The sequence below is a fragment of the Sulfitobacter sp. UBA1132 genome, from assembly GCF_002311545.1.
GTDB lineage: Bacteria > Pseudomonadota > Alphaproteobacteria > Rhodobacterales > Rhodobacteraceae > Sulfitobacter > Sulfitobacter pontiacus.
In genome coordinates this window covers 136,813-148,662 of sequence record NZ_DCAN01000010.1, presented here as the reverse complement: position 1 = coordinate 148,662, position 11,850 = coordinate 136,813, and the positions used below count along the sequence as shown (strand labels likewise).

The window sequence follows — 11,850 nt, the reverse complement described above, 5'->3', positions numbered from 1 at the left end:
AGCGGGGGCCTTATGCGCCAATCATTCATGCAACCACATCCCCATGTCACAGGCGGAGGCGTCTGATGCTGTTGGTGCTGGGACTGGCCGCGTTGATCTGGGGCGCGGGGGCTGCGTTCGGCCAGCCGCGCGAACGGCGCGTCGTGGTGTTGGGCATGCTGTTTGGTCTGGTGATCGGGTTGAACCTCTTGCTGCCCGAAACGCACCCCTTGCGCGTGGCGACGGGTGGCTCGGCAGCCCCGTGGCTGCTGCTGACGGGATTTCTTCTGCTGATCTTTGGCTATAGCTGGGTGTTGAACCGCCTGCGCGCCCGCGCCGAACCGGTGGCCGCACCGACGCCCCCCGCGCAAACTGGCACTTTCTCGGAAACAGAGCTGAACCGCTATGCCCGCCACATCGTGCTGCGCGAGGTCGGCGGACCGGGGCAGAAGGCGTTGAAGCAGGCGCGGGTGCTGGTCATTGGTGCGGGTGGGCTTGGCGCGCCGGTGCTGCAATACCTGACGGCGGCCGGTGTCGGCACGATTGGTGTGATCGATGACGATGTGGTCGAGAATGCCAATCTGCAACGGCAAGTGATCCACAAGGACAGCGCCATCGGCACGCCCAAGGTGTTTTCAGCGCAGGCCGAGATGGAGGCGCAGAACCCTTTTGTCACCGTGCGCCCCTATCACCGCCGCCTGACGGAAGACATCGCGGCAGAGCTTTTCGCCGACTACGATCTGGTGCTGGACGGCACGGATAATTTCGACACACGCTATCTGGTGAACCGCACCTGTGTCGCGGCCGGCTTGCCGCTGATCTCGGGGGCGCTGTCGCAATGGGAAGGACAGCTGAGCATCTTTGACCCCTCCAAGGGCGCGCCATGCTACCAGTGCATTTTCCCGCAGGCCCCGGCGGCCCATCTTGCCCCCAGCTGTGCGCAGGCCGGGGTGATCGGCCCCTTGCCCGGCGTGATCGGCGCGATGATGGCATCCGAGGCGATCAAGCTGATCACCGGTGCCGGTGCGCCGCTGCGTGGTCAAATGCTGATGTATGATGCGCTTTACGGCGAGAACCGCGTGATCGGCGTCTCCAAACGGGACGACTGTCCGATCTGCGGGAACGCGGGCGAATAGACGACTCGATATGGCGGCTTGGTGCGCGGGTATTGCGATTGTATTGCCCCGCCGCAGTGCATAGCTTGATCCGTAAAGGAGACCGCCATGACAAACCCTTTGCTACAGGATTGGGACACCCCGTTTCAGATCGCCCCTTTCGACAAGATTTCCGACGATGATTTCGCCCCTGCGCTGGACGAGGCCCTGCAGACCCACCGGATGGAGATCGACGCCATCGCCGACTGCGAATACGATCCGACGTTTTCCAACACGATCGAGGCGCTCGAGGAAGCAGGCAGCCAGCTGGACCGCGTGTTGGGCGTGTTCTTCACCGTCGCAGGGGCCGACAGCAACCCCACGCGCGAAGACCTGCAGCGCAAATTCTCGCCGCTGCTGTCTGCGCATTTCTCTGACATCTCAAGCAACAAGGCACTGTTTGCGCGCGTAGCCTCCGTCTGGGAAAATCGCGACAGTTTCGATCTGACGCCCGAACAGGCACGGGTGCTGATGCTGACCCACCGCGGCTTTGTGCGCGCAGGCGCGGCGCTGGAGGGTGCGGATGATGCGCGGATGAAAGAGATCAAGAATCGGCTGGCGGTGTTGGGGACACAGTTCACCCAGAACCTGCTGGCGGATGAACGCAGCTGGTTCATGCCGTTGGAGGGATCCGATCTGGAAGGGCTGCCCGACTTTGTCATCGATGCCGCCCGTGCGGTGGGCGAGGAGAAAGAAGCAGGCGCGCCGGTCATTACTCTTTCGCGGTCCTTGATCACACCGTTCCTGCAATTCTCGCCGCGCCGTGATCTGCGCGAAAAGGCGTTTCTCGCTTGGCAGTCCCGTGGGGCCAATGGCGGCGATACCGATAACCGCGCCATCGCTGCCGAGATCCTCGCCCTGCGCGAGGAACGGGCCAAGCTTCTGGGCTATGACAATTTCGCGGCTTACAAGCTGGAAACAGAGATGGCGAAAACACCCAAAGCGGTGCGCCAGCTGCTGATGGATGTCTGGACCCCGGCAAAACGCCAAGCGCAGGCGGACGCCGAGGTGCTGACCCGTATGATGCATGACGATGGCGTGAACGCCGATCTGGCCCCGTGGGACTGGCGCTACTATGCGCAGAAACGGCGCGTGGCAGAGCATGATCTGGATGAAGCCGCGTTGAAACCGTATTTCCAGCTGGACCGGATGATCGACGCGGCCTTCGACTGCGCCACGCGATTGTTCGCTCTCGAATTCAAGCCCCTCGACGTGCCGCTCTATCACCCCGATTGTCGCGCGTGGGAAGTGACCCGCAACGGCGAACATGTGGCGGTGTTCATCGGTGACTACTTTGCACGCGGATCGAAACGGTCGGGCGCGTGGTGCAGCGCCATGCGGTCTCAGGCGAAATTCCCCGACGTGCAGTCGCCCATCGTGATCAACGTGTGCAACTTTGCCAAAGCCGCGCCTGCGCTGCTGTCCTATGACGATGCACGCACGCTGTTTCATGAATTTGGCCATGCGCTGCACCAGATGCTGTCGGATGTGACCTACGAATCCGTGAGCGGCACATCGGTCGCGCGTGATTTTGTCGAACTGCCCAGCCAGCTGTTCGAACATTGGCTCGAAGTGCCCGACGTGCTCAGCCAATTTGCCACCCATGCCAAAACAAGCGACCCCATGCCGCCCGAGATGCTGGAAAAGGTGCTGGGGGCCGCGAATTTCGACATGGGGTTCGCCACGGTCGAATATGTCGCCTCTGCGCTGGTCGACCTCGAATTCCACGACGGTGCGGCACCCGCCGATCCGATGGAGAAACAGGCGCAGGTGCTGGCCGATCTGGGCATGCCACCCGCAATCACCATGCGCCACGCCACGCCGCAGTTTGCCCATGTCTTTTCCGGCGACGGCTATTCCAGCGGCTACTACAGCTACATGTGGTCCGAGGTGATGGACGCAGACGCCTTCGCCGCCTTTGAAGAGGCCGGTAGCGCCTTTGATCCCGATCGCGCCGCCGCGCTAGAGCAGCACATCCTGTCCACCGGCGGGAGTCAGGACGCGGCGGAACTGTACAAGGCGTTCCGTGGCCGCTTGCCGGGGGTAGAGGCTTTGCTGAAGGGGCGCGGCCTGACAGCGGGCTGAGCGCCCGCGGCCGGCCTGCCTTCGGCGAGAGTTTAAGAGGCAAAATGAAGGGGCGCGCGGCTGCAGCTTCATTTTGCCAAATAAACTCAAATTCCGCCCTTGATACGGGGCGGGTCAGTAGCCTTTGGCGCGATCCACCAGATGCAGGAAATCCTCGCCTGCTTCGCCGCGGCGGATGTTTTCGACGATGGACTGTGCAGCGGTTGTCGCGCGGGTCTCGGCGGCGATGTGGGGTGTGACGGTGACCTTGGGATGCGCCCAATAGGGGTGGTCTGCGGGCAGGGGCTCGACACGGAACACATCCAGCGTGGCATGGGCGATCTGGCCGCTGTCGAGCGCTGCCAGCAGCGCGTCGTCATCGACCAGCGCGCCGCGGCCGGGGTTGATGATACAGGCACCAGCGGGCATTTGCGCCAGCGTCTCGGCATTCAGCGTGTTTTCGGTATCAGGCGTGTTGGGCAGCAGCAGCACAGCGATCTCGGCACGGCGCAGCGCATCTGCGCGCCCGGCGTCCCCATGTAGGCAGGTGACGCCCGCGATGTCCTTGGGGCTGCGCGACCAGCCGGTGACGTTGAACCCCAGATAGACCAGCGTTTCCGCCACCGCCGCGCCCAAGGCCCCCAGCCCCAGAATGGTGACCTGTCGTTCCTGTGCCAGCGGCGGGGTGCGCGGGGTCCAATCGGTGTCCGTTTTGCGAATGTCCGCGTCCAACCCCAGATGATAGCGCATCACATGGCCCGTGACCCATTCCACCATCCCCTTGGTCAGCCCCGGGTCCACCATCCGCGCCAGAGGAATTTTCAGCGTCTCGTTATTGGTGATGTTTTCCACCCCCGCCCAGAGGTTCAGCACCGCCTTGGCCCGCGTGTAGGGCGTGAAATCCTGCAAGGGGCTGTTGGGGGCATAGACGATGTAATCCACGTCCTGCGGGGCGATATCCGTTGATAGGTGAGCCGCGATCCCCGCGGCATCAAGCGCTTGGCGCAGCGGCGTTTCATACGTCACCCAGCGTTCGGGGCGCGCGGCGAAAAGGATATTGAGGGGCATGGGCTTCCTATCTGGGGCGGTGGACATGGGCCGATTGTACAAGGCCAAAAGCCAGCAGCAACACCAGCATCGCCGACCCGCCGTAGCTGACCAGCGGCAAGGGAACCCCGACAACGGGCGCCAGCCCCATCACCATCGACATGTTCACCGCGAAGAACAAAAAGAAGTTCAGCGCGATGCCAAGGGTCAGCAGCGACGAGAAACGGTCCTTGTTGATCAGCGCCGCCGCGACGCAGAAGACGATGATCAGCGCATAGAGACCCAGCAGGGAGAACCCGCCGACAAAGCCGAACTCCTCGGCCAGGGTGGTAAAGATGAAGTCGGTGTGTTTTTCGGGCAGGAAGTTCAGGCGCGACTGGGTGCCTTGCATGAACCCGCGCCCCGTCCAGCCGCCGGAGCCGAGCGCGATCTTGGATTGCGTGATGTGATACCCTGCGCCCAACGGGTCGGTGCTGGGATCGATAAACGTGTCGATGCGCCGGAACTGGTAATCCTTGATCAGCTGCCACGGCGTGCCGCGGGACTGGAACACCGCCGTCACCAGTCCGACGGCTCCGGTGATGACCACGGCGAAATAGCCCCAGTGCACACCGGCCAGAAACATCAGCCCGCCACCCGCTGCCATCAGCAGGATCGCAGTGCCCAGGTCGGGCTGTTTCAGTACCAGTGCCGTGGGGATCAGGATCAGCAGCACCGGCAGCAGCACCCAAAGCGGGCGCGAGGTTTTTTTGGGCGGGAGCCAGTCGTAATAGGCCGCCAGCATCATCACCAGCGTGATCTTCATCAGCTCGGAGGGTTGCAGGCGGAACGATCCGATCTCGATCCAGCGCTGCGCGCCCATGCCGACAGCGCCGAAAAGCTCTACCCCGATCAGCAGGATTACGGTCCCGAAATAGGCCACGCCTGCAAGGTTTCGCCAAAGCCAGATCGGCACCATCCCCGCGGCGATCATCAGTGCGATGCCAAGGGCAAAGCGTTTCATCTGCGGTTCGGCCCAGGGGGTAAAGCTGCCACCGGCCACGGAGTAGAGCATCAGGAACCCCACCCCCGAAACAGCGGCCAGCAGGATGGTCAGCGGCCAGTTCAGGTGCAGGATCTTGGCAAAGCCCGTGGGGACATGTTTGACCGTATATTCAAGGTAGCTCATGCTTGGTCTTTCCCGCTGAAGTCCGCTTGGGGCTGGATCGCGCGCAGGGCTTTTTGCTGCTCGGCGATGCGGCCGCGGTCGGCGGTGGGGTAGGCCTCTAGCGGCGGTTCGCCGCCATAGATCGCTTGCAGTATGACATCGCGGGCGATGGGGGCCGCCGCGGTCGATCCGCCGCCGCCGTGTTCCACCAGCACCGATACCGCATAGCGTGGCTTGTCATAGGGGGCGAAGGCGACAAACAGCGCGTGGTCGCGGCGTTCCCAGGGCAGGTCCTCGTTGCGGCTGACCCCGCGCGCGCGTTCGGCTGCGGTGATGTTGCGCACCTGGCTGGTGCCGCTTTTGCCGGCCATGCGCACACCCTCGGCGATGACGCGCGACCGGTAGCCGGTGCCGCGTCGGTCGTTCACCACCGAATACATGCCCTTGCGCACCTGCCGCATGTTGTTCTCGTTCATGCCCAAAGGCTCGCCCGCGCCGCTGGGTTGTTCGACACCGTCGATGGATTTGATCAGCCGCGGGACCACGGCGCGGTTGGTGGCGATCCGCGCGGTCATCACCGCCAGTTGCAGCGGTGAACTGAGGGTGAAGCCTTGCCCGATAGAGGCATTAACCGTGTCGCCGATCACCCATGAATCGCCCTTGGTCGCTTGCTTCCACTCTTTCGTGGGGGCCAGGCCGGCAGCGACCGAGGACAGCGGCAGGTCGTGTTTCCAGCCCAGACCAAAGCGGTTCGCCATGGCCGAGATCTTCTCGATCCCGACTTTCATCGCCAGATCATAGTAATAGACGTCGCAGGATTGCTTGAGCGAGTTCTCAAGGTCGATCCAGCCGTGGCCTGCGCGTTTCCAGCAGTGGAAACGGCGACCGCCGACCTCTAGGTGGCCGGGGCAATAGACGGTTTCTTCGGGGCCGACGATGCCCTCTTCAAGGGCGGCCATGGCCACGACCATCTTGTAGGTCGATCCGGGCGGGTAGGTGCCCTGCACGGTCTTGTTGACCAGCGGGCGGTATTCCGATTGCAGCAGCGGGTTATAATCGGCCGAGGATATCCCCCCGATGAACAGGTTCGGGTCGTAGCTGGGCGAAGAGGCATTGGCGACCAGATCGCCGTTCTCGCAATCCATGATCACGACGGCGGCGCTTTCGCTTCCCAGCCGGGCCTGCACAAAGTTCTGCAGCTTGGAATCGATGGTAAGTTGCAGATCCGCCCCCGATTGCCCTTCGCGGCGGGCCAGTTCGCGCATCACACGGCCGGTGGCGTTGACCTCGACCTGTTTGGTGCCGGCAGAGCCGCGCAACAGGGATTCCTGACGCGCCTCTACGTTGATCTTGCCGATCTGGAAACGGGGGATGCGCAGCACCGCGTCGGGGTTTTCCAGCGCATCCAGATCGGCTTGGCTCACGCGGCCCACACGGCCGACAATATGCGCAAAGTCCGATCCACGGGGATAGACACGGGTCAGGCCGACCTCGGGGCTGACACCGGGCAGGGCGGGGGCGTTGACCGACACGCGGCTGACCTCGTCCCATGTCACATCATCGGCGACGGTCACCGGCAGGAACGGGGCGGAGCGTTTGATTTCGGCCATCGCGCGGTCGCGCATTTCGGGATCAAGGTCGATGACCTTGCCCAGCCGGTCCATCACCGCATCCACATCATCGGCATCCTCGCGCACGATCACGATCCGGTACGACGGCACGTTTTGCGCCAACCGCACGCCGTTGCGGTCAAAGATTTCGCCTCGTGCAGGCGGGATCAACCGGATGTTGATCCGGTTCTCTTCGGCGAGCAGGCGGAACTGGTCAGCCTGATCGACCTGCAAGTAATTCATCCGCGCGGCCAGACCGCCCATGAACAGCAGTTGCGCGCTGCCCAGCAAAACAGCGCGGCGGCTGAGCTTGGAGTGGCTGGCTTCGCTATCGGCCCTGCTGCGTCTCATCTTGGTCTCCTCATGAGCGGTTGCCCATACTGTCCAGATCGCCGGGGGCGGATTTGCGCACACCCATCAGCGCATGGGTCACAAACACCACAGCCGGATAGGTCAGGATCGTAACGGCCAGTTCAAACAGGCTCAGCGACCATTGTGGCGGTGGGACCAGCAGCAACGATAGCACGATCCGGTTCAGCATCAAAATAGCGATCAGCCAAACCGAGACCGCCAGCCATTCCGCGCCAAAGGTGCTGTCGCGCAGGGTGCGGCCACGGGTTTTCATATTCTCGCATGCCAGCAACGCCAGCAGCGCCCAGAGGCCGGGCGGGCGTTGCAGCAACAGGTCCGTCAGCAGGAAGGCGACGGCAAGCAGCAGGGCGGGGACATAGTCGGGCCGCCGCACAGACCACGCCAGCGCAAAGGCGATCAGCAGGTCGGGGGCGATCCAGATGCGGTCACTGCCCTGGTCCAGCAGGGCCCGCAGGCGCGCCTCTGCTGGGTCGATGGTGGCCAGTGGGGGCGACAGCTCGGGCGCGAACAGCGCGATCGGCTGGGTATCAAGCGGCAGCAGATGGAAAAACAGCAGGACCACCGTCAGCGCCAGAAACGCCGCGCGCATCAGCCACAATCGCAGGGGCGACAGTTCGTCCATCATTCGGTCGCAGGATCAAAGGGCAGGGGCGCGATCATGCCCGTGGCGTCATCCCGCACCACGGCCGCATCCTCGTTCACTTTTTCGGAGCCATGGTGGCGCAGCACGCGCAGGAATTCGAGCCGCTCGAAATCCGCCGCAAGACGCACGCGCAGCCGCCCGCCGGGGTCGGCGGCGACCTGACCGATCAGGATACCCGCAGGAAACACGCCGCCATCGCCAGAGCTGCTGACCCGATCACCGGGACGCACGAGGTCGGGGTTCTCGAGAAAATCAATCGGTGGCGCGGCGGAGTTGTCGCCCGCAATAATCGCCCGCTGTCCCGACGGCTGGATCACCGCAGGTATGCGGCTAGAGGTATCGGTCACCAGAATGACGCGCGCGGTGTTTTCGCCCACGCCGGAAATACGCCCGACCAGCCCGATGCCGTCCACCGTGGCCCAGCCATCGACAATGCCGTCACGGGCCCCGACGTTCAGCAGCACAGATTGGCGGAAGGGCGACCCGGAGTCTGCCTGCACCACACCGGTGATATGGGTCAAACGCGGATCAAGCCGCACCTTGTTCAGGTCCAGCAAACGGGCGTTTTCCTGTTCAAGCTGTAGCGCGGCCTCTTTCCAGGTCTGCATCTTGCGCAGCTCGGACCGCAGTTCCTGGTTCTGCACGGTCAGACGTTGATAGCTTTGGAAATCGCGGAACAGGTTCACCGTACCGGTAACAGGGGTCATCGCCCAATCCAGATTGGGGACGATCCGGTCGGTGATCTGCGCGCGAAACCGTTCGACACGGGGGCTGTCGATCCGCCACAGCAGAAAGATGCCCGCCAGCACCAGCACGATGACGGCCAGCAGCAAGCGGCGCAGCGGGCGCCCAAAATCGTTCGAAGAGGATCGGTCGATGGCCATGCGTTATACGTTTCCCACCGCGAGGGCAGCGCCGTCCTGCCGCATCACGGGCTGTTATAGCTGCGCTGATTAGCTGTCGTAGTCGATGGCGTGGCGCAGCTGCTTTTCATACTCCAGCGCTTTGCCGGTGCCCAAGGCCACGCAGTTCAACGGTTCATCCGCCACGGAAATGGCCAGCCCGGTCTGTTCGCGCAGCGCCAGATCGAGATCGCCCAGCAAGGCACCGCCACCGGTCAGCATGACGCCACGGTCCACGATGTCAGCCGCCAGATCGGGCGGGGTGGTTTCCAGCGCGGTCATCACCGCCTCGCAGATCTGCTGCACAGGCTCAGCCAGCGCTTCGGCGATCTGCGCCTGGGTCACTTCGATCTCTTTGGGGACACCGTTCAGCAGGTCGCGTCCGCGGATCTGCATCGAGGTGCCGCGCCCGTCGTCGGGCATCCGTGCGGTCCCGATAGAGGTTTTCACCCGCTCGGCCGTTGTTTCACCGATCAGCAGGTTCTGCTGGCGACGCAGGTAGCTGATGATCGCCTCGTCCATACGGTCGCCGCCCACACGGACAGAGCGTGCATAGACGATATCGCCCAAGGACAGCACCGCAACCTCGGTTGTGCCACCACCTATATCGACAACCATGTTCCCGGTCGGATCGGTGATCGGCATGCCCGCCCCGATGGCCGCGGCAATCGGTTCGGCAATCAGGCCGGCGCGGCGTGCGCCCGCAGACAGCACCGACTGACGGATCGCGCGTTTTTCAACAGGCGTCGCCCCATGCGGCACGCAGACGATGATCTTGGGCTTCGAGAAGGTCGACCGTTTGTGCACCTTGCGGATGAAATGCTTGATCATCTCTTCGGCGGTGTCAAAGTCGGCAATCACGCCCTCGCGCATGGGGCGGATCGCTTCGATGCTGCCGGGGGTCCGGCCCAGCATCAACTTTGCGTCTTCGCCCACGGCCAACACCTTTTTGACGCCATCCTTGACGTGATAGGCGACAACCGAAGGTTCGGACAGGACGATGCCCTTGCCTTTGACATAAACCAAGGTGTTCGCGGTCCCGAGGTCGATGGCCATATCGGACGAGAACAAACCACGGAATTGATCAAAAACGGACATGGGCAGCAGGACCTTGCAAAAATTCATTTTGGCCCGTCGACTCTGACAAGTCACGGGCTAAACGGCTTATAGGCCGATGAGGTCAAAGACGAAAGGGGGGTTGACCTTTGTGGTGGCATGATGCCGCCACCGCGCTATGGTTTGCGGCAAGCTGGACAATAGGGGGAGAGAGAAATGCAGAAGATTCAAGTTATTGGTGTGCATCACATTACGCTGATGGGCGCGGACCGTCAGACCAGTATCGACTTCTGGGAGGGTCTGCTGGGCATGCCGTTCATCTTCGATCAGCCAAATCTGGACGATCCCGACGAAGGGCACCTGTATTTCGATCCCGGCGACGGCCGGTTGATCACCATCTTTACCAATGAAAACCGCAAACCCGTCTACAGTCGCACGCCGATGGACGCGGGCTGCGTGCATCACCTCGCGTTCGAGGTCGACCGCGCCATGTTTGATCAAGTGCTCGACCGGCTCAAGGAGCGGGGGATCGGCAATTCGGGCGTGAAGGATCGCGGGTTCATGCATTCGATCTACTTCAAGGATCCGCTGGGGTTCCTGATCGAACTGGCCTGCTACACCTTCATCCCGCCGCGCGGATCGTCCCACGCGGAAGTGATGCTAGAGGCGCATAAGCTGCGGGTCGCCCGCGGAGATCACCATATCGAACGCCAGCATCTGGCCGATGCCACAGTGATGATCGTCGAACGCTCGCAACGGTCGCTGTCAGAGGATCGCAGCCCCAAGGATCCCTATCGCTAAGGGGCGGCGGGCACCGGTTCAGGCGGGTCAAAAATACCACAAGTAAACGGATCGTAACGGCGGTTTCGCTTGGGTGTTGCGGGCGGATTCCGCTGCGCCTAAGAGCCATGGTACGAGCAACCGTAAATTGTGCGAAGGAACCAGCATGATCCGTAATATTTTTGTCGCCTCGCTTCTGAGCGTGACCGCAACCGCAGCTGCTGCCGAACTGACCTATGGCACGGCTTTCGCGAAATTCCACGACTTCGACGTTGACGGCGCAGGCACGATCGACGTGAAATCCTTTGGCGGCGGCATCGAATACCGCTACGACAACTTCATCTTCTCGGGTGAGCTGTCGAACATCTCTATCGAGGGCGACGATATCGATCTGGGCACAGTGGGCGTCGAATACGCTTTGGCCAACGGCTTTAACATCGGCCTCGACTATTCGCGTTTTGACATCGAAGGCTTCGACGCGGATGTCACCAGCCTGTTCGGGTCGTATCAGTCCGGCGCGCATACTTTTGGTGCCGCTATCGGTGATTCCTCCGATCTGGACGACATGACCTTCAGCATCTTCGCCGCTTGGGATGTTACCCCAACTGGCACCGTCGGTCTGGACCTCGTTCACATCGAAGACGAGACGCTTTACGCCGCCTATGCCGATTATGATGTCGCGCAATACAATGTGCAGGCAGACCTGCTGAAACTGGATGATCTGAGCGTTGTCGCTGTCGCAGGCGGCTATGAATTCGCCAACGGCTTCTCTGCTATCGGTTCTGTCGGGTTCCTGGATCTGGGGCCCGAAGACGTGCGGTCGATCACCATCGGCGGTCAGTATGAATTCACTCCCGGTGCGAACGTAGAGCTGGCCTTGGGCCGTCTGGACTTTGACAGTGGCGAGGACGTGGACCAGCTGACTTTCGGCGTGAACTATGAATTGGGTCGCCGTACCTCCAAACGTCGTTCGCTGGGTAACATCTTTTCAAGCGCGACCGGTACTTTTGCGGGTCTGACCGATTTCTAATCTGCGCTGACAGACCACCAGATACAGAAAAGGCCCCCGACTTCGGGGGCCTTTTTGCGTTCGCGG

At 62.3% G+C, this 11,850-nt stretch carries 10 protein-coding genes; 4 read left to right on the top strand and 6 right to left on the bottom strand.

What is annotated here, in order from left to right:
* Window positions 1-65 precede the first annotated feature (65 nt).
* Both B4F27_RS07385 and B4F27_RS07380 read left to right on the top strand, forming a co-directional pair.
* Window positions 66-1,115, top strand: coding sequence for a HesA/MoeB/ThiF family protein (locus B4F27_RS07385; protein WP_286759293.1), 1,050 nt, complete (start codon window positions 66-68; stop codon window positions 1,113-1,115).
* 87 nt (window positions 1,116-1,202) lie between these two features.
* The gene (locus B4F27_RS07380) at window positions 1,203-3,218 is read left to right on the top strand and encodes a M3 family metallopeptidase (protein ID WP_286759292.1); all 2,016 of its coding nucleotides are present in this window, start codon (window positions 1,203-1,205) and stop codon (window positions 3,216-3,218) included.
* Window positions 3,219-3,332: 114 nt separating this feature from the next.
* Here the strand turns inward: B4F27_RS07380 and B4F27_RS07375 are convergent, their stop codons facing one another.
* From B4F27_RS07375 to B4F27_RS07350, 6 genes are all read right to left on the bottom strand, one after another.
* Window positions 3,333-4,265, bottom strand: a complete 933-nt coding sequence (locus tag B4F27_RS07375) for a 2-hydroxyacid dehydrogenase (protein WP_286759291.1) — start codon at window positions 4,263-4,265, stop codon at window positions 3,333-3,335.
* Window positions 4,266-4,272: 7 nt separating this feature from the next.
* Window positions 4,273-5,412, bottom strand: a complete 1,140-nt coding sequence (gene rodA / locus B4F27_RS07370) for a rod shape-determining protein RodA (protein WP_005851324.1) — start codon at window positions 5,410-5,412, stop codon at window positions 4,273-4,275.
* On the bottom strand, window positions 5,409-7,352 hold the full coding sequence (gene mrdA / locus B4F27_RS07365; RefSeq protein ID WP_005851326.1) for a penicillin-binding protein 2: 1,944 nt from the start codon (window positions 7,350-7,352) through the stop codon (window positions 5,409-5,411). Before mrdA ends, rodA begins: the two co-directional genes overlap by 4 nt.
* A 10-nt stretch (window positions 7,353-7,362) precedes the next feature.
* Window positions 7,363-7,998 (bottom strand): hypothetical protein, encoded by a 636-nt coding sequence (locus B4F27_RS07360; protein WP_005851327.1) that lies wholly within the window; start codon window positions 7,996-7,998, stop codon window positions 7,363-7,365.
* Window positions 7,995-8,900 carry a rod shape-determining protein MreC gene (mreC, locus tag B4F27_RS07355; protein WP_009825979.1) on the bottom strand — a complete coding sequence of 302 codons (906 nt, stop codon included), beginning with the start codon at window positions 8,898-8,900 and terminating at the stop codon, window positions 7,995-7,997. The genes B4F27_RS07360 and mreC overlap by 4 nt, the downstream gene beginning before the upstream one ends.
* A 69-nt stretch (window positions 8,901-8,969) precedes the next feature.
* On the bottom strand, window positions 8,970-10,016 hold the full coding sequence (locus tag B4F27_RS07350) for a rod shape-determining protein (protein WP_037944896.1): 1,047 nt from the start codon (window positions 10,014-10,016) through the stop codon (window positions 8,970-8,972).
* Between the two features lie 174 nt (window positions 10,017-10,190).
* On the opposite strand from B4F27_RS07350, the gene B4F27_RS07345 reads away from it, so the two are divergent.
* A complete protein-coding gene (locus tag B4F27_RS07345; RefSeq protein ID WP_005851333.1) occupies window positions 10,191-10,775 on the top strand; it encodes a VOC family protein in 585 nt (194 codons plus the stop codon).
* Between the two features lie 145 nt (window positions 10,776-10,920).
* Window positions 10,921-11,784 carry a porin gene (locus tag B4F27_RS07340; RefSeq protein ID WP_286759290.1) on the top strand — a complete coding sequence of 288 codons (864 nt, stop codon included), beginning with the start codon at window positions 10,921-10,923 and terminating at the stop codon, window positions 11,782-11,784.
* Window positions 11,785-11,850: the final 66 nt, after the last annotated feature.

Bases quoted from the DNA above. Each gene is read 5' to 3' on its own strand.
- B4F27_RS07385 (WP_286759293.1), top strand. From the start codon at position 66: ATGCTGTTGGTGCTGGGACTGGCCGCGTTGATCTGGGGCGCGGGGGCT.
- B4F27_RS07380 (WP_286759292.1), top strand. From the start codon at position 1,203: ATGACAAACCCTTTGCTACAGGATTGGGACACCCCGTTTCAGATCGCC.
- B4F27_RS07375 (WP_286759291.1), bottom strand. From the start codon at position 4,265: ATGCCCCTCAATATCCTTTTCGCCGCGCGCCCCGAACGCTGGGTGACG.
- rodA (WP_005851324.1), bottom strand. From the start codon at position 5,412: ATGAGCTACCTTGAATATACGGTCAAACATGTCCCCACGGGCTTTGCC.
- mrdA (WP_005851326.1), bottom strand. From the start codon at position 7,352: ATGAGACGCAGCAGGGCCGATAGCGAAGCCAGCCACTCCAAGCTCAGC.
- B4F27_RS07360 (WP_005851327.1), bottom strand. From the start codon at position 7,998: ATGATGGACGAACTGTCGCCCCTGCGATTGTGGCTGATGCGCGCGGCG.
- mreC (WP_009825979.1), bottom strand. From the start codon at position 8,900: ATGGCCATCGACCGATCCTCTTCGAACGATTTTGGGCGCCCGCTGCGC.
- B4F27_RS07350 (WP_037944896.1), bottom strand. From the start codon at position 10,016: ATGTCCGTTTTTGATCAATTCCGTGGTTTGTTCTCGTCCGATATGGCC.
- B4F27_RS07345 (WP_005851333.1), top strand. From the start codon at position 10,191: ATGCAGAAGATTCAAGTTATTGGTGTGCATCACATTACGCTGATGGGC.
- B4F27_RS07340 (WP_286759290.1), top strand. From the start codon at position 10,921: ATGATCCGTAATATTTTTGTCGCCTCGCTTCTGAGCGTGACCGCAACC.